This window comes from Burkholderia sp. ABCPW 11, assembly GCF_001523445.1.
GTDB lineage: Bacteria > Pseudomonadota > Gammaproteobacteria > Burkholderiales > Burkholderiaceae > Burkholderia.
In genome coordinates this window covers 1-16,552 of record NZ_LOVM01000097.1, presented here as the reverse complement: position 1 = coordinate 16,552, position 16,552 = coordinate 1, and the positions used below count along the sequence as shown (strand labels likewise).

The window sequence follows — 16,552 nt, the reverse complement described above, 5'->3', positions numbered from 1 at the left end:
CGTCGGCGCGTCGGTGCGGCGAGACGGCCCGGCGTACGTCGCACGCCGCTTCGGCGGATCGTCAGTGCGCGCCGGCCTTCGGCTTGCGCGGCGCCTTTTCGAACAGGCGATCGTACAGCCAGCGCGGCAGCACGTGCAGCACCTTCGCGACGACACCCATCTGCCACGGAATCACGCGGAATGCGTGCTGCCGGGCGATCGCGCGTGCGGCGCGCGCGGCGAAGCGGTCGGCGTCCATCAGGAACGGCATCCGGTACGGGTTGTGCGCGGTCATCGGCGTGCGAATGTAGCCGGGCGCGATCGTCACGACGCCTACGCCGGCCGGGCGCAGCTCGACGCGCAATGCCTCGAGATACTTGATCGCGGCCGATTTCGACGCGCTGTACGCGCCGGAGCCGGGCAGTCCGCGCACGCCGGCGACGCTCGCGACGCCGACCAGCGTGCCGTGGCGCGCGGCCGTCATCGGGCCGACGAACGGCTCGAACGTCGCGACCATCCCGTAGTAGTTGATGTCCATCACGTCGCGGAACGCCGCGAGATCGCCCTGGCCGGTGACGGCGCCCTGGCTGATGCCCGCATTCGCGATCACGACGTCGGGGCAGCCGTGCGCGGCGATGAACGACGCGGCGGCCGTTGCGAGCGCATCGGCGTCGCGCACGTCGGCGGAATAGACGGAGACGGACAGCTTCGGGAAACGCCGCGCGAACGCATCGAGTGCATCGGTGCGTCGCGCGACGAGCGCGAGCGTGGCGCCCTGGCGGGCGTATTCCTCGGCCATCGCGAGGCCGAGGCCGCTCGACGCGCCGGTGATGAAGACCTTCAGCGGAGTAGTCATGCCGGCGCGCGGGCGGGGATCAGAGCTTCTTGTCCTGGACCTGCTTCACGAGGAAGTCGAGCACCTGCGCGGTACCCGGGATGCTGTTCGTGTAAGCGGGGCCCGTCTTGTACTTGCCCTGCACGACGACCGTCGGCACGCCGTCGATCGCGTAGTCCTTCAGCAGCTTGGCCGACTGGTTCACCTCGCCCTGCACGCTGAACGAGTTGTACGCGTCCATGAACTTCTTCTTGTCGACGCCCTGCGTGGTCAGGAAGTCGGCCTGCGCCTGCGGCGTCAGCAGGTAGTTCTTCTGCTTGTGGATCGCGTTGAAGATCGCCGGCGTGACCTTCTCGGAGATGCCGAGTGCAGACACCGCATAGAACAGCTTCGAGTGCGGGAGGAAATCGTCACGGAACGCGACCGGCACGCGCTTGAAGTCGATGTTGTTGCCCTGTTTCTTCACCCAGGCTTCGATCGTCGGCTCGAATTCGTAGCAGTGCGGGCAGCCGTACCAGAAGAACTCGATCACCTCGACCTTGCCGGCCGGCGCGGACACCGGCTGCGGCGACTTCATCACCTCGAAGTCCTTGCCGGACACCGGGGCGGCGGGCGTCGCCTGGGCCAGGCCGGCAGCCAGGCCGAGGGACAGAAGGAGCGTGCTAAGCAGTTTTTTCATGTTGTGGACGTCGAATCGGTTGCTCGGGTTACGAAACGTAACGGGTTCTGCGTGGGTGCGGCCGGCTGCTTACTGCTTCGTGAAGCGGATCACCGCCGTATCGACACCTGCATCGGACAGGCGCTGACGGGCCGAGTTCATATCCTCGAACTTCGAGAACGGGCCGACGCGCACGCGGAAATAGGTCACGCCGCTGACGTCGCGCTTCGACACCTTCGATTCGAAACCCTGGAAGCCGAGGCGCGCACGCTGCTGCTCGGCATCGCCTTCCGTCTTGTACGCACCGACCTGCAGGAAGTAGCCGGTGTTCGCGTCGTTCGCGGTCGGCGGCTTCGCTGCCGCCGCGGCCGTGGCCGACGACGTCGGCTTCGGCGTGTTCGCGGCCTGCTGCTGTTGCTGCTGCTTTTGCGCGGCGGCTTGCTGCGCCTGCTTCTGCGCGGCGAAGCGTGCGAGGTCGTCCTCGCCGCCTTGCTGCTGTTGCTGCGCCTGTTGCGTCTTCTTCGGCGGCGGCGTGGTGTCGGCCGGCTTCGGTGCGACGGCGACGCCGTTGCCCGACGACGGCGTGTTCGATGCGGTGGTGTTGCTCGAGCCGGTGGCGCCGTTCGTGTTACCCGACGGCGGCACTTCGACGATCTGCGGCTCGGGCAGCAGGCCGCCCTGGGTCTGGTTCGCGGCCTGGCCGGGCGCGGTGTTCGGCGGTGCGGGCTGCGCGGCCTGCGGCACCGGCTGGCCGGGCGTCTTGCCCTGCAGCGCGCGGTTCGGGTCGAACTGCTGCGGCTGGCTCGCGCCGTTGTCGGCCGGCGGCGGCGCGACCTTCGACACGAACGGCGACGGCGAACGCGTGATGTAGAGTGCCACCACCACGGCGATCGCGAGGCCGACGATCAGGCCCAGCACGATTCCAAGAAATGTTCCTCCGGCTTGTTTCGATTGTTTCGAAGTGCGGCGTGGTTGTGCCATTGCTTGAGTCACCTGCAAAAAGAATCGTGAAAAGGCTGCGACGGGCATCCGGCGACGGGTGCTGCCGCGGCCATTCGCGGCCCGGTTCGGGGCCGCGCTGACATCCTTACATCTTGACGGGCGCGGATACGCCGAGCACCGCCAGGCCGTTCTCGAGCACCTGCCGGGTCGCAGCAAGCAGCGCGGCGCGCGCGTTGCGCGGCGCTTCGTCGTCGACCAGCACGCGCTCCGCATTGTAGAACGAGTGGAATTCGCCAGCGAGATCGCGCAGGTAGAACGCGACCGCGTGCGGCGCGAGCTCGTTCGCCGCATGCGTGAGCATGTCCGGGTACTCGGCCAGCTTCTGCATCAGCGATGCTGCTTGCGCGCTGGTCAGCTGCGACAGGTCGGCGCCCGGCAGTTGCGCGACGTCGACGTTGTAGCGCGACTTCAGTTCGTTGAGCACCGAGCAGATCCGCGCGTGCGCGTACTGGACGTAATAGACCGGGTTCTCGTCGTTCTGTTTCAGCGCGAGGTCGATGTCGAACACGAACTCGGTATCGGCCTTGCGCGAGATCAGGAAGAAACGCACCGCGTCGCGGCCGCGCGTGATGGTCGCCTCGTCGATCAGGTCGGGCGCCGCTTCCTGGCCCGCCGCCGCGCCGCCCGACCATTCGATCAGGTCGCGCACCGTCACGTAGCTGCCCGCGCGCTTCGAGATCTTCACTTCCTGGCCGTCGCGCATCACGGTGACCATCTTGTGCAGCACGTAGTCGGGATAGCCCTTCGGGATCCCGATGTGCAGCCCCTGCAGGCCGGCGCGCACGCGCGCGATCGTGCCGTGGTGGTCCGAACCCTGGATGTTGATCACCTTCGTGAAGCCGCGCTCCCACTTCGTCACGTGATACGCGACGTCCGGCACGAAGTACGTGTACGTGCCGTCCGACTTGCGCATCACGCGATCCTTGTCGTCGCCTTCGTCGGTCGTGCGCAGCCACAGCGCGCCGTCCTGCTCGTAGGTCATGCCGGCCTTGATCAACGCGTCGACCGTCTTCTCGACGCGGCCTTCGCTGTACAGCGACGATTCGAGGTAGTACTGGTCGAACTTCACGCCGAACGCCTGCAGGTCCATGTCCTGCTCGCGACGCAGGTACGTGACCGCGAACTTGCGGATCGCGTCGAGATCCTCGACGTCGCCCGCGCCCTTGACCGGCTCGCCGTCCGATGCGGCGACCGTTTCGCCGTTCAGGTAGTCGCGCGCGATGTCGGCGATGTATTCGCCGTTGTACGCGGCTTCCGGCCAGCCCGCATCGCCCGGCTTCAGGCCGCGGGCACGCGCCTGCGTCGAGATCGCCAGGTTGCCGATCTGCACGCCCGCGTCGTTGTAGTAGAACTCGCGGTGCACCGCGTAGCCCTGGCTCGCGATCACGTTCGCGAGCACGTCGCCGAGCGCGGCCTGGCGGCCGTGGCCGACGTGCAGCGGGCCGGTCGGGTTGGCCGACACGAATTCGAGCAGCACCTGCTTGCCTTTTTCGCGATCCGACGTGCCGAACGCGCGGCCCTGGTCGAACACGGCGGCGATCACCGCCTGCTTCGCGGCGGCCGACAGGCGCAGGTTGATGAAGCCGGGGCCGGCGATCTCGGCGGCTTCGACGAGGCCTTGCGCGGCCGGCTGCGCGGTGAGGGCGGCGACGATCTGTTCGGCGAGCTGGCGCGGGTTCGTGCCGAGCGGCTTCGCGAGCTGCATCGCGACGTTGCACGCGACGTCGCCGTGCGCGGCGACCTTCGGGCGCTCCAGCGTGATGGCCGGGGCGACGAATGCCGCGTCGGCGCCTTTCAGCGCGTGTGCGACCTGCTTGACGCTATCCGCGAGCAGGGCTTCGAGGGTCTGTTTGTGTGCTGGCAGCATGCTGGTAGAAGGCTTCGTTGGTGGCGGCCGGAAACGCCGGGCCGCCGGCGCGCTTTTTAAGCGCGCGTTTCAGGGATCGCAGAATTTTAACAGGTGCTAATATGCCGCTCAGGCGGCCCGCGTCCGCGAGGCCGGACGCCGGTCTGGCGGCGTTCCCCAACCGCGCCGCGCAGGCACAACAAGATGAAAAGGGAATTGTCATGATTACGTTCAAGAGCAAGGCGGCACAGGATCTCGACGTGCTGAAGGATTTCGCCGTGTATGTGCTGGGTCTCGTCGGCAAGCAGCTGGGCGAGCGCGGTGTGATCACGCACGACGAACTGGACCACGCGATCGCCAAGCTGGAAGGCGCGGTTGCGCAGGCGAAGCAGGAGCGTGCCGAGCACGCCGGCCATTTCCACGAGGACGAAGCCGACCACGCGCACCACGAAGTGCCGCCGAGCCTGGCCCAGCGCGTCGCGCCGTTCCTGGCGATGCTGCGCGAGGCGAAGGCCGGCGAGGCCGACGTGCACTGGGGCTTCTGAGCTTCCTTGCTTGGCGGGTCGACAGGTTCGCCAGACACGAAAAAGCCCGCTTTCGAGCGGGCTTTTTCTTTTGTCTGATCAAAAGGAGGCCGAGCCTCCCGTTTGCATCGATCAGAGCTGCGGCGCGAGCGCGCGGCGCGCGTCGTCGAGCGACAGCGCCATGCGCTGCGCGTAGTCCTCGAGCTGATCCTGCCCGATTTTGCCGACCGAGAAATAGCGGCTGTCCGGATGCGCGAGGTAGAAGCCCGACACGCTCGCCGCCGGCAGCATCGCCAGCGAATCCGTCACGCTCATGCCGATCTCGTCCGCATGCAGCACGTCGAACATGTCGCGTTTCACGAGGTGATCGGGGCAGGCCGGGTAGCCGGGTGCGGGGCGGATGCCCGCGTACTTCTCGGCGATCAGCGCGTCGTTGTCGAGCGTCTCGCCGCTTGCGTAACCCCACAGCTCGCGCCGCACGCGTGCGTGCATCGCTTCCGCGAACGCTTCCGCGAAACGGTCGGCGAGCGCCTTCAGCATGATCGCGCTGTAATCGTCGTGGTCGGCTTCGAACTGCTTTTCCTTCGCGTCGACGCCGAGGCCGGCCGTCACCGCGAACATCCCGATGTAGTCGGCGACGCCCGATTCCTTCGGCGCGATGAAATCGGCGAGCGAGCGGTTCGGCCGCATCACGCCGTCGACCACCGGGCGCACGCTCTGCTGGCGCAGGTTGCGCCACGTGAGCAGCACTTCCGAGCGCGACTCGTCGCTGTAGATCTCGATGTCGTCGTCGTTCACCGTGTTCGCCGGCAACAGCGCGATCACGCCGTTCGCGGTCAGCCAGCGGCCCTGGATCAGGCGCGCGAGCATCGACTTCGCGTCCGAAAACACGCGCCGGGCCGATTCGCCGACGATTTCGTCGTTCAGGATCGCCGGGTACGGCCCCGCGAGGTCCCAGGTCTGGAAGAACGGGCCCCAGTCGATGTAGTTCGCGAGCTCGTTCAGGTCGTAATTCCTGAACACGCGACGGCCGATGAACTTCGGCTTCACCGGCTGGTAGCCGGCCCAGTCGACCTTGGTCTTGTTCGCGCGCGCCTGCTCGAGCGTGACCATCGGCTGCGCCTTGCGATTCGCGTGCTGGTCGCGGATGCGTTCGTAGTCGGACTTCAGCTCGTCGAGGTACTTCGCGGCGCCTTCGTCGGACAGCAGGTTCGACGCGACCGACACCGAGCGCGACGCATCCGGCACGTAGACGACCGGGCCTTCGTAGTGCGGCGCGATCTTCACGGCCGTGTGCACGCGCGACGTCGTGGCGCCGCCGATCAGGAGCGGGATCTTCTTCACGCGGAAGTAGTCGTCGCGCTGCATTTCGGACGCGACGTACGCCATTTCCTCGAGGCTCGGCGTGATGAGGCCCGACAGCCCGATGATGTCCGCGCCTTCGACCTTCGCCTTCGCGAGGATCTCGTTGCACGGGACCATCACGCCCATGTTGACCACTTCGAAGTTGTTGCACTGGAGCACGACCGACACGATGTTCTTGCCGATGTCGTGCACGTCGCCCTTCACGGTCGCGATGACGATCTTGCCCTTCGCGCGCACGTCGCCGCCGGCTTCCGCGAGCAGGCGCTTTTCTTCCTCGATGAACGGGATCAGGTGCGCGACCGCCTGCTTCATCACGCGCGCCGACTTCACGACCTGCGGCAGGAACATCTTGCCCTGGCCGAACAGGTCGCCGACGACGTTCATCCCGTCCATCAGCGGCCCTTCGATCACGTTGATCGGCCGGCCGCCGGCGGCGGCGATCTTCGCGCGCGCTTCTTCGGTGTCCTCGACGATGAAGTTCGTGATCCCGTGCACGAGCGCATGCGCGAGCCGCTTCTCGACCGGCTGGTTGCGCCATTCGAGGTTTTCTTCCTTCTTCGCGGCGCCGGTCTTGAACTTGTCGGCGATCTCGAGCAGGCGGTCGGTCGAATCCGGCCGGCGGTTCAGGATCACGTCCTCGACGCGCTCGCGCAGCTCGGGATCGAGATCCGCGTACACGCCGAGCTGGCCCGCGTTCACGATCCCCATGTCCATCCCGGCCTGGATCGCGTGATACAGGAACACGGTGTGGATCGCCTCGCGCACCGGGTCGTTGCCGCGGAACGAGAACGACACGTTCGACACGCCGCCGCTCACCTTCGCGTACGGCAGGTTCTGCTTGATCCAACGGGTCGCCTCGATGAAGTCGACCGCGTAGTTGTTGTGCTCGTCGATGCCGGTCGCGACCGCGAAGATGTTCGGGTCGAAGATGATGTCTTCCGGCGGGAAGCCGACTTCGTTGACGAGGAAGTCGTACGAGCGCTTGCAGATCTCGGTCTTGCGTTCGTAGGTGTCGGCCTGGCCGGTTTCGTCGAATGCCATCACGACCGCGGCCGCGCCGTAGCGGCGGATCAGGTTCGCGTGGTGGCGGAACGCATCCTCGCCCTCCTTCAGCGAGATCGAGTTCACGATCGCCTTGCCCTGCACGCACTTGAGGCCGGCTTCGATCACGTCCCACTTCGACGAGTCGATCATGATCGGCACGCGCGCGATGTCGGGCTCCGACGCGATCAGGTTGAGGAAGCGCACCATCGCCGCCTTCGAATCGAGCATCGCCTCGTCCATGTTGACGTCGATCACCTGCGCGCCGTTCTCGACCTGCTGGCGTGCGACGGCGAGCGCCTCGTCGAACTGGCCGTTGAGGATCATCCGTGCGAACGCCTTCGAGCCGGTGACGTTGGTGCGTTCGCCGACGTTGATGAAGAGCGTCCCGGGCGTGACGTTGAACGGCTCGAGGCCGGCAAGGCGCATCATGTGATCGGTCATGGCGGTGCAGATTCTGGTGATGAAGGACGTGGGGCGGTCGGGTCAGGCGTTGTCGCTGTACTGGTTCGGCCAGCGGCGCGGCTTCACGCCGGCGAGCGCCTTCGCGATCTCGGCGATGTGCTCGGGCGTCGTGCCGCAGCAGCCGCCCGCGAGGTTCACGAGCCCGGCCTGCGCGAATTCCTTCAGCAGGCCCGACGTGACGTCGGGGGTTTCGTCGAAACCGGTGTCGCTCATCGGGTTCGGCAGGCCCGCGTTCGGGTAGCACGACACGTAGGTGTCGCACAGCTTCGCGAGCTCGGCGATGTACGGGCGCATCAGCGCCGCGCCGAGCGCGCAGTTCAGGCCGAACGTGAGCGGCTTCGCGTGACGCAGCGAATTCCAGAACGCTTCTACCGTCTGGCCCGACAGGATTCGGCCGGACGCATCGGTGACGGTACCCGAGATCATGATCGGCAGGCGCTCGCCGGTGTCCTCGAACAGCTCGTCGAGCGCGAACAGCGCGGCCTTGGCGTTCAGCGTGTCGAAGATCGTCTCGACGAGGAACAGGTCGACGCCGCCGTCGAGCAGCGCCTTCGCCTGCTGGTAGTACGACGTGCGCAGTTCGTCGAACGTGACGTTGCGCGCGCCCGGATCGTTGACGTCCGGCGAGATGCTGGCCGTCTTCGGCGTCGGCCCGATCGCGCCGGCGACGAAGCGCGGCTTGTCCGGCGTCGCGTATTTCGCGGCCGATTCGCGTGCGAGCTTCGCGGATTCGACGTTCATCTCGACGACGAGCTCTTCCATCCCGTAGTCGGCCTGCGCGACGGTCGTCGCGCCGAACGTGTTGGTTTCGACGATGTCGGCGCCGGCCGCGAAGTACTGGTCGTGAATCTCGCCGATGATCTGCGGCTGCGTGAGCGACAGCAGCTCGTTGTTGCCCTTGATGTCGCGCGGGAAATCCTTGAAGCGCTCGCCGCGATACGCGGCCTCGTCGAGCTTGTAGCGCTGGATCATCGTGCCCATCGCGCCGTCGAGGATCAGGATGCGCGATTTCAGCAGCGCGGGCAGGGCGGCGCCGCGCGTGTAGGGCGCGTCGAGCGGGACGGAAGCGGCGAGAGGAGTCGCAGACATGGGCGGAAGACCGGCGAAGACGGAAAACCGTCATTGTAGCCGGTGCGTCAAGGGGGTGCCGACCCTTGCCGCGCCGGCCGGACGGCCCGTCAAATGAAAGCCCCCGCCGGCGAACCGGACGGGGGCAGGATCGGAGTGCACGCGGCGCCGCGTCGGTGCGCGGCGAATGGCCCGGCCGCGCGACGCGCCGGGCCGCGAGTCGTCAGTGCAGCACGACGGGCATCATCATCAGGCTGTCGAATTGTCCGAGGAATTCGTCGACTTCGTCGAGCGACGGTTCATCCTCGATCAGCTGCTTCACGTGCGCGCGGAATCGCTCGGCAAGTTCGCCGTCGATGAAGATTTCGCGCTGCGCGTTCTTGTCGACGATTTCGTATCCGCCGGCATTCATCAGGTGATGGCCGGCCTGCGGCGCAAATTCGACGACGCAGTAGTTGGGGCTGTTGTAGATCATTTGCATGGCGGCACTCCTCTTCGCAGTGGCATCTGGCCTTGTTGTCCCCTAGGTGGGGCGAGCCTTGCCGGTTTCAAGGGGCTTGCGCTGCACACCCCGTTCTCCCGTTTGCGTGGGGTGTATCGGTTAGAAGCCGATGTCTATCAAACGTTTCTCATTGTGAGCCGGTGGACTGAAATAGTTGTTAAAGAGTGTCATCGGCCATTTTCCGGAAATCTGTAGTCGGTCGAAATTGCCGATTCGTGCGCGTTCACTGTGTGACAGCCGATGAGGCAGGCGGTTGCATCGTCGCGGGCGGTGCAGTTTGCGCGGGCGGCGCGGCCGATGCATCGGCGGCCGGTGCGGCGGCGGGCGCGTTCGTTGCGCCGCCTGGCGGTGCGGTATCGGCAGGCACGTTCGGTGCGGCGAGGCGGCCGTGCCACAGCAGCTCGATCTGCGCACCGTTCGGCTCGCTCTGCACGAGCCGCGCGGGCAGCCAGCCGAGCGACGGCGCGAGCCACATGTCGATGCGGCGCGTGTCGCCGGCGCGGCGCGGCAAGCGCATGAAGTGCCGCGCGGCGATGATGCCGGCCTGTGTCTGCACCTGTTCGTCGCCGATCACGGTGATCGGCCAGGTCTCGCCGCTGTTGTTGTCGATCACGAAGAATTGCTGCGTGACGCCCGGTTTGTAGGCGGCGGGATTGCCGCGCACGAGTCCCGACAACTGCATCAGCATGCTGAAGCGGTCCTGCACGCCGTCGGGCAGCGGCGCATTGTTCGGCGTGCGCGTGAACACGACCTGCCGGATCTCGCGATTGAAGATCGCGATGTCTTCCGGCCGCTTGCCGCGCTTCTCGACGTAACGGTCGGGCGCGACGCCGAATGCGTCGATGCGGCCTTCGCTGCGATAGGCGAACGGGCCGACGAACGGCACGGGCATCGATACCGACAGGTCGTAGGTGTGCCCGTCGGTGCGCCAGTGGATCGTGCCGATCATGTTCTGCATGCCGTTGTAGAACGTGTCGTACTGCAGGTCGCCGGACGGCGGTACGGCGAACTTCACGCCGCTCGTCGCGGGGCCCGGTGTCGCGGCGCCGGCGCTGGCGGACGAGGCGGCGTGTGTGCTCGACGCGCCCGGGGGCCCCGATGCGCCGCTCGCGGCGGATGCGGCGGCAGCCGGCGGTTCGCCGTGCTCGGCCGTCTGCGTCGACGTGAGAACCGGCTCCTGCGACGGCGCGGGTTTCGGCGGGGCCGCCTGCGGCGCGGCGGCCTTGGGCGCGGCCGGGCGTTCGACCGGCTTCGGCTCCGGCGGCTCCGGCCGGCGCTCGATCGGCTGCGGTTTCAGCAATTCGATCTGCACGGGGATGTCGGCGGGCGGCGGCGGCGTGAACGATTCGCGGTTGCGCATCAGCCAGAACCCGGCGAGCGCATGCAGCGCCAGCACGGCGACGAGCGCGACGGCCACGCGCGGCCAGCGGCGGGGCAGGGCGTGACTCGGGCGAAGGTCGGCAGGCTGCATGGGCATCGGAACGGGATCGGGGCGCTTGCTTGACGTCGGGCGCGCGGCGCGCGCCACAGGAATCGGACCGTCGGATGCGCCGCGCGTTCGCGATGCGTGACGTGGCGTGAACCGATGCGTCAGGCGTCGCGTGCGTCGGGACTATAGCCGAGTTCGTAAGACAGTTTCCGTGCGCAGGCGCGCAGCGCGGTGTCGATCTCGCCGCCCCACGCGATGTCGAACGAGCCTTCCTGGCCGAGCGCGACGATCGCGAGCGCGAGTTCGCCGACCGCGTCGAACACCGGCATGCAGAACGCGTGGATCGTCGGCAGCAGCATCCCTTCGACGCGCGCGGCCTGGTGCGCGCGCACGTCGGCGAGCACCGCATCGACTTCGTCGAGCGTGCGCGGGCCGCCGTGGTGCGGCGAGCGGCGCGTATCGGCGAGTTCGCGCTCGAGCATCGCGGCGGTCTTGCTGCGCGGCAGGTACGCGGCGAACAGCAGCCCCGTCGCGGAGCCGAGCAGCGGCATCACGTCGCCGAGCTTCAGCGACGCCTTCGCCGGATGGCTCGATTCCATCCAGTGCACGATCGTCGGCCCCTGGTTGCCCCATACCGCGATGCCGACCGTCTGGTCGAGACGGTCGCGGAATTCGGTCAGCGCGATCCGCGCGAGCTTCACGCCGTCGACGCGCGCGAGCCGCGCGAGGCCCATCTGCAACGCGAAGCCGCCCAGCTCGTAGCGGCCCGAGACGGGATCCTGCGACACGACGCCGAGCCGCGAGAAGCTGACCAGATAGCGGTGCGCCTTCGCCGGGCTCATGCCCGCGCGCTGCGCGAGATCGCGCAGCATCATCGCGCGCGGCTCGCTCGTCAGCACGTCGAGCAGGCGGAAGCCGACCTCGATCGACTGGATGCCGGAACGGACCTTCTCGCCGTGCTCGCCGGAGGCGGCGTCGTCGGTATCGGAGTCGGCGAGATCGTCGTCGGGAAGCGGGCTGGCGGGCATGGGCAACGGGTGCGCGAAAATGCGACAGGAAACGGGGCGAAAACGGCGTGCGCCATCATGGCGCGCCGCATGGATTCACCATCGTAAAATAGATTCCCTCCATCGTCACTAAAACGGCCAATCCCTTATGAAACTTGCTTCGCTGAAGGACGGCACGCGCGACGGCCAACTGATCGTCGTGTCGCGCGACCTGCACACCGCGGCGATTGCCGATGCGATCGCGCCGACGCTGCAGCGCGTCCTCGACGACTGGGCGTTCTACGCGCCGCAACTGCGCGACCTGTACGACGCGCTGAACCACGGCCGCGCGCGCAATGCGTTCGCGTTCGATCCGGCCAACTGCATGGCGCCGCTGCCGCGCGCGTTCCAGTGGGCCGACGGCTCCGCGTACGTGAACCACGTCGAGCTGGTGCGCCGCGCGCGCGGTGCCGAGATGCCGCCCGAGTTCTGGACCGATCCGCTGATGTACCAGGGCGGCAGCGACGATTTCCTGGGGCCGCGCGACGACGTCGTGTGCCCGTCCGAGGAATGGGGCATCGATTTCGAGGCGGAAGTCGCGGTGATCACCGGCGACGTGCCGATGAGCGCGTCGCCCGACGACGCGCTGAAGGCCGTGCGGCTCGTCACGCTCGCAAACGACGTGTCGCTGCGCAACCTGATTCCGGCCGAACTCGCGAAGGGCTTCGGCTTCTTCCAGAGCAAGCCGGCCACCGCGTTCGCGCCGGTCGCCGTCACGCCCGACGAGCTCGGCGACGAGTGGCGCGCCGGCCGCGTGCACCGCCCGATGATCGTCCACTGGAACGGCAAGAAGGTCGGCCAGCCCGACGCCGGCACCGACATGGTGTTCCACTTCGGCCAGCTGATCGCGCACGCGGCGAAAACGCGCAACCTGCGTGCCGGCTCGATCGTCGGCTCCGGGACGGTATCGAACAAGGACGCGAAGCGCGGCTACTGCTGCATCGCCGAGAAGCGCTGCCTCGAGACGATCGAGCACGGCGCGCCGCAGACCGAATTCATGCGCTACGGCGATACCGTGCGCATCGAGATGTTCGACGCGGCCGGCAAGTCGATCTTCGGCGCGATCGAGCAGTCGGTCGCCCCGCCCGACGGCGCGGCATAAGCCGCGCGGCGCACGCCACGCAGCGGCGAAACCCTTCGGTCCGCGCGCCGGGTTTCGCCCGATGTTTGACCGCGCGGGCTTGGCTACACTCGATTCAAGCGTTCGAGCACGTCGAACAAGGAGCAGCAGATGGCCGATCTTGCCGCGTACGGCGGTTACGAAGCACTGAAGGTGACGCGCCGCGACCATGGCGTGCTCGACATCGTGATGAGCGGCGAGGGCGCGAACCGCAGCGGCCTCGCGACCGCGAACGCACGCATGCATCGCGAGCTCGCCGACATCTGGCGCGACGTCGATCGCGATCCCGACACGCGCGTCGCGGTGATCCGCGGCGAAGGCAAGGGCTTTTCGGCGGGCGGCGATCTCGCGCTCGTCGAGGACATGGCGAACGATTTCGACGTGCGCGCCCGCGTATGGCGCGAGGCGCGCGACCTCGTCTACAACGTGATCAACTGCAGCAAGCCGATCGTGTCGGCGATGCATGGCCCGGCCGTCGGCGCGGGGCTCGTCGCCGGGCTGCTGGCCGATATCTCGATCGCCGCGAAGGACGCGCGCATCATCGACGGCCACACGCGGCTCGGCGTCGCGGCCGGCGACCACGCGGCGATCGTGTGGCCGCTGCTGTGCGGGATGGCGAAGGCGAAGTACTACCTGATGCTGTGCGAGCCCGTGAGCGGCGAGGAGGCCGAGCGGATCGGGCTGGTCTCGCTCGCGGTCGAGCCGGCCGACCTGCTGCCGAAGGCGTACGAAGTGGCCGAGCGGCTCGCGCACGGGTCGCAGTCGGCGATCCGCTGGACCAAGTACGCGCTGAACAACTGGCTGCGCACCGCCGGGCCGACCTTCGATACGTCGCTCGCGCTCGAATTCATGGGTTTTTCGGGGCCCGACGTGCAGGAAGGCATCCGTTCGCTGCGCGAGCGGCGCCCGCCCGCGTTTCCCGGCGACGTGCCGTTCTGACGTGCGCGCTATGATCGAACCACGCGCGGCTGCGCGACGCACGGCGGCCGCCTCGCTCCCCCAGTCAACCAGGATGCCCGTATGACGACCGATGCCTCCGGCGCCAACCCTTTCGCCGGTTTTGCCGGGTTCCAGCCCGCCGACATGATGGACCGGATGTGGGACATGATCCGGATGTCGCCGTTCGGCGGGATGGCGCCGTTTCCGGGCGCCGCGCACGGGCTGCCGCCGTCGCTGTCGAGCATGTCCGACATGATGTCGCCGCTCACGAACGTCGAGGAGCTCGACAAGCGGATCACCGACCTGCGTGCGGTCGAGCAGTGGCTCAAGCTCAATCTCGGGATGCTGCAGTCGGCGATCCAGGCGCTCGAGGTGCAGCGCGCGACGCTCGCGACGCTGCGCGCGTTCGGTGCGTTCGCGCAAAGCTCGATGTCGGCGGCCGAGGAAGCGGCCGTGGCCGCCGCGCAGGCCGCGAAAACCGCGTCGGCGGGCGAGGCCGCGCCCGCGCCCGCGCCCGACCCTGCGGCATCGGCCGCCGCAGCGTCCGCCCCGGATGCGCCGGATGCGCCGGCGGGCGACCCCGCGCAGCAGCCGTTCGACCCGGCCGGCTGGTGGAATCTGCTGCAAACGCAATTCAACCAGCTCGCGAGCCTCGCGATGGCGCAGCCGGGCATGCAGCCTGCCGCGCCGGGCGCCGCGCCGCCGCAGGCCGCTGCCGCGCCGGAACCGGCCGCGAAGCCGGCCGCGGCTGCGCCGCGCAAGCCCGCCGCGAAGCGTGCGAAGCCGTCCGGTTCGGCCGCGGCCCGCGCGGCGGCCGCTTCGTCGCCCGAAACGCGTCCGCCGAAGCGCTCGACGTGATGCGGCGCAGGTAGCAGGGCGATCATGCGACTCGCGCTCGTTCTGATGGGAGGCGGCGCGCGCGCCGCATACCAGGTCGGCGTGCTCAAGGCGCTGGCCGAGATCGCGCGCGAGGCCGATCCGCGGCGGCACACGCTGCCGTTCGCGGTCGTGTGCGGCTCGTCGGCCGGCGCGATCAACGCGACGTCGATCGCCAGCCACGCGGACGACTTTTCCCATGGCGTGCGGCGCCTGCTCGAATTCTGGGAGCCGCTGCGCGCCGAATACGTGTACCGCACCGACTGGCTCGGCATCGCGGCCGCCGGCGCGCGCTGGCTCGCGACGATGACGTTCGGCTGGGCGGCTCGCCGCTCGCCGCGCGGGCTGCTCGACAACACGCCGCTCGCGCACCTGCTGCAGCGCGAGCTGAGCTTTCACCGGATCGAGCAGATGCTCGAGGCGCGCCTGCTGCACGCGCTCGCGATCACCGCGCTCAGCTATTCGAGCGGCCGGCATCTCACGTTCTACCAGGCCGCCGAGCCGATCCAGGCGTGGCGGCGCGCGCAACGCACCGCGCGGCTCGTCGACCTGTCGGCGTCGCACCTGCTCGCGTCGTCGGCCATTCCGTTCGTGTTTCCGGCCGTGCCGCTCGTGCTCGACGGGCAGATCGAGTACTTCGGCGACGGCTCGATCCGACAGATCGCGCCGCTGTCGCCGGCGATCCACTTCGGCGCGCACCGGATCGTCGTCATCGGCGCGGCCGATCCGCGGCCCGAGATTCCGGCCGCGAACGGCGCGGGCCGGGCACGCGGCTACCCGACGCTCGCGCAGATCGGCCAGCAGGTGCTCGCGAGCGTGTTCCTCGACTCGATCGGCTCGGACATCGAACGGATCGAGCACATCAACCGGATGATCGAGCACCTGCCGCACCAGGTCGAAGTCGACAGCGGCTGGCGGCACGTCGACGTGCTCGCGATCGCGCCGTCCGAGCGCATCGAGCTGATTGCCGCGAAGCACCTGAAGCAGATGCCGGCGACGATGCGCGGGCTGCTCGGCGCGATCGGCGGCAGCCAGCCGGCCGGCGCGTCGTTCGCCAGCTACCTGCTGTTCGAGGAGGCGTTCACGCGCGAGCTGATCGAGCTCGGCTACCGCGACGGCCGGGCGCAGCGGGAGACGCTCGCCGACTGGATCGCGCACGCGGACGGCGGCAGCGCGCCGGCGGCCGGCACGCCGCCCGAAGACGGACTCGCGACCGGCGAAATGCGGGTCTGACACGCGCAGGCGCACTGTAAGGTTGTGTTTTCGCGACGGTGGGCCGCGACCGATCGCCGCACCGCGGCTGGCGGCACGCGACCGGGCCGGCGTCTCGGAACCGTCATGCACGCGTGCTATCATGGCCGCCGCCGTATATACCATATCGAGCAGCCCGCCGATTCGGCATCCGCACGGGACCTTTCGGGGAACCCGCGTGGGGCAGGGGACGGGTGCGCCATCGAGCCGGCCAGCGCCGGCCCCCACTCAGGCATGCGCGTCCGGCCCCGTCCGAATTGAGCGGGGTGGCGGCATGCTCCATGGCGGCAACGCGGCCGCCTGGCCGCCGGACAAGGAATCGGCGTCCGGCGGGCCGGTTTCCCGCGTAAAATTACAGTCTTGGCTGCAAAAAGCGCGTGGCGCGCTTGCGCGGCAACAGTCACGTTTAGAGAAGTCGCATTGCGCAGAACAGGGGTGGGACCATCATGAACACCATGCTTTATCCGGAACTTTACAGGTCGCTCGAAGCCGTCCGTTGGGACATGGAGAAGGACATTCCGTGGGACAAGTTCGACGCTTCGCTGCTCACCGACGAGCAGGCGAAGACGATCAAGATGAACGCGATCACCGAATGGTCGGCGCTGC

14 protein-coding genes and 1 pseudogene are annotated in these 16,552 nt (G+C 68.1%); 6 read left to right on the top strand and 9 right to left on the bottom strand.

Annotation, left to right across the window (positions count from 1 at the left end):
* Nucleotides 1-61: 61 nt before the first annotated feature.
* From WS61_RS31140 to argS, 4 genes are all read right to left on the bottom strand, one after another.
* Nucleotides 62-835 carry an SDR family oxidoreductase gene (locus tag WS61_RS31140; RefSeq protein ID WP_059506366.1) on the bottom strand — a complete coding sequence of 258 codons (774 nt, stop codon included), beginning with the start codon at nt 833-835 and terminating at the stop codon, nt 62-64.
* Between the two features lie 19 nt (nt 836-854).
* Nucleotides 855-1,493, bottom strand: a complete 639-nt coding sequence (locus WS61_RS31135; protein WP_059506364.1) for a thiol:disulfide interchange protein DsbA/DsbL — start codon at nt 1,491-1,493, stop codon at nt 855-857.
* A 69-nt stretch (nt 1,494-1,562) separates the two neighbouring features.
* Nucleotides 1,563-2,453 carry an SPOR domain-containing protein gene (locus WS61_RS31130; protein ID WP_034201311.1) on the bottom strand — a complete coding sequence of 297 codons (891 nt, stop codon included), beginning with the start codon at nt 2,451-2,453 and terminating at the stop codon, nt 1,563-1,565.
* 106 nt (nt 2,454-2,559) lie between these two features.
* Nucleotides 2,560-4,341, bottom strand: a complete 1,782-nt coding sequence (gene argS, locus WS61_RS31125; RefSeq protein ID WP_059506362.1) for an arginine--tRNA ligase — start codon at nt 4,339-4,341, stop codon at nt 2,560-2,562.
* Nucleotides 4,342-4,541: 200 nt separating this feature from the next.
* Between argS and WS61_RS31120 the strand changes: the two genes are divergently transcribed.
* Nucleotides 4,542-4,865: a DUF1840 domain-containing protein gene (locus tag WS61_RS31120; RefSeq protein ID WP_059506360.1), complete on the top strand. Its 324-nt coding sequence runs from the start codon at nt 4,542-4,544 to the stop codon at nt 4,863-4,865.
* Between the two features lie 111 nt (nt 4,866-4,976).
* Here the strand turns inward: WS61_RS31120 and metH are convergent, their stop codons facing one another.
* The 5 genes from metH to WS61_RS31095 form a co-directional block, all read right to left on the bottom strand.
* On the bottom strand, nt 4,977-7,694 hold the full coding sequence (metH, locus tag WS61_RS31115; protein ID WP_059506358.1) for a methionine synthase: 2,718 nt from the start codon (nt 7,692-7,694) through the stop codon (nt 4,977-4,979).
* A gap of 42 nt (nt 7,695-7,736) precedes the next feature.
* Nucleotides 7,737-8,804 (bottom strand): homocysteine S-methyltransferase family protein, encoded by a 1,068-nt coding sequence (locus tag WS61_RS31110; RefSeq protein WP_059506355.1) that lies wholly within the window; start codon nt 8,802-8,804, stop codon nt 7,737-7,739.
* A 202-nt stretch (nt 8,805-9,006) separates the two neighbouring features.
* Nucleotides 9,007-9,264 (bottom strand): DUF3567 domain-containing protein, encoded by a 258-nt coding sequence (locus tag WS61_RS31105; RefSeq protein WP_006477667.1) that lies wholly within the window; start codon nt 9,262-9,264, stop codon nt 9,007-9,009.
* 244 nt (nt 9,265-9,508) lie between these two features.
* A complete protein-coding gene (locus WS61_RS31100; RefSeq protein ID WP_059506488.1) occupies nt 9,509-10,762 on the bottom strand; it encodes a DUF3108 domain-containing protein in 1,254 nt (417 codons plus the stop codon).
* 113 nt (nt 10,763-10,875) lie between these two features.
* Entirely contained in the window at nt 10,876-11,742 is an 867-nt protein-coding gene (locus WS61_RS31095; RefSeq protein WP_059506354.1) for an IclR family transcriptional regulator, read from the bottom strand.
* Between the two features lie 127 nt (nt 11,743-11,869).
* Between WS61_RS31095 and WS61_RS31090 the strand changes: the two genes are divergently transcribed.
* The 5 genes and pseudogenes from WS61_RS31090 to WS61_RS34560 all read left to right on the top strand — a co-directional run.
* On the top strand, nt 11,870-12,862 hold the full coding sequence (locus WS61_RS31090) for a fumarylacetoacetate hydrolase family protein (protein ID WP_059506352.1): 993 nt from the start codon (nt 11,870-11,872) through the stop codon (nt 12,860-12,862).
* Between the two features lie 129 nt (nt 12,863-12,991).
* Nucleotides 12,992-13,819 carry an enoyl-CoA hydratase/isomerase family protein gene (locus WS61_RS31085; protein WP_059506350.1) on the top strand — a complete coding sequence of 276 codons (828 nt, stop codon included), beginning with the start codon at nt 12,992-12,994 and terminating at the stop codon, nt 13,817-13,819.
* 81 nt (nt 13,820-13,900) lie between these two features.
* Nucleotides 13,901-14,677 (top strand): PhaM family polyhydroxyalkanoate granule multifunctional regulatory protein, encoded by a 777-nt coding sequence (locus WS61_RS31080; RefSeq protein ID WP_059506348.1) that lies wholly within the window; start codon nt 13,901-13,903, stop codon nt 14,675-14,677.
* Between the two features lie 24 nt (nt 14,678-14,701).
* Nucleotides 14,702-15,928, top strand: coding sequence for a patatin-like phospholipase family protein (locus tag WS61_RS31075; RefSeq protein ID WP_059506346.1), 1,227 nt, complete (start codon nt 14,702-14,704; stop codon nt 15,926-15,928).
* A gap of 464 nt (nt 15,929-16,392) precedes the next feature.
* Nucleotides 16,393-16,552, top strand: a pseudogene (locus tag WS61_RS34560) (ferritin-like domain-containing protein); the annotation flags it as partial.

Coding starts and splice junctions, on each gene's coding strand:
- WS61_RS31140 (WP_059506366.1), bottom strand. CDS start 835: ATGACTACTCCGCTGAAGGTCTTCATCACCGGCGCGTCGAGCGGCCTC.
- WS61_RS31135 (WP_059506364.1), bottom strand. CDS start 1,493: ATGAAAAAACTGCTTAGCACGCTCCTTCTGTCCCTCGGCCTGGCTGCC.
- WS61_RS31130 (WP_034201311.1), bottom strand. CDS start 2,453: ATGGCACAACCACGCCGCACTTCGAAACAATCGAAACAAGCCGGAGGA.
- argS (WP_059506362.1), bottom strand. CDS start 4,341: ATGCTGCCAGCACACAAACAGACCCTCGAAGCCCTGCTCGCGGATAGC.
- WS61_RS31120 (WP_059506360.1), top strand. CDS start 4,542: ATGATTACGTTCAAGAGCAAGGCGGCACAGGATCTCGACGTGCTGAAG.
- metH (WP_059506358.1), bottom strand. CDS start 7,694: ATGACCGATCACATGATGCGCCTTGCCGGCCTCGAGCCGTTCAACGTC.
- WS61_RS31110 (WP_059506355.1), bottom strand. CDS start 8,804: ATGTCTGCGACTCCTCTCGCCGCTTCCGTCCCGCTCGACGCGCCCTAC.
- WS61_RS31105 (WP_006477667.1), bottom strand. CDS start 9,264: ATGCAAATGATCTACAACAGCCCCAACTACTGCGTCGTCGAATTTGCG.
- WS61_RS31100 (WP_059506488.1), bottom strand. CDS start 10,762: ATGCCCATGCAGCCTGCCGACCTTCGCCCGAGTCACGCCCTGCCCCGC.
- WS61_RS31095 (WP_059506354.1), bottom strand. CDS start 11,742: ATGCCCGCCAGCCCGCTTCCCGACGACGATCTCGCCGACTCCGATACC.
- WS61_RS31090 (WP_059506352.1), top strand. CDS start 11,870: ATGAAACTTGCTTCGCTGAAGGACGGCACGCGCGACGGCCAACTGATC.
- WS61_RS31085 (WP_059506350.1), top strand. CDS start 12,992: ATGGCCGATCTTGCCGCGTACGGCGGTTACGAAGCACTGAAGGTGACG.
- WS61_RS31080 (WP_059506348.1), top strand. CDS start 13,901: ATGACGACCGATGCCTCCGGCGCCAACCCTTTCGCCGGTTTTGCCGGG.
- WS61_RS31075 (WP_059506346.1), top strand. CDS start 14,702: ATGCGACTCGCGCTCGTTCTGATGGGAGGCGGCGCGCGCGCCGCATAC.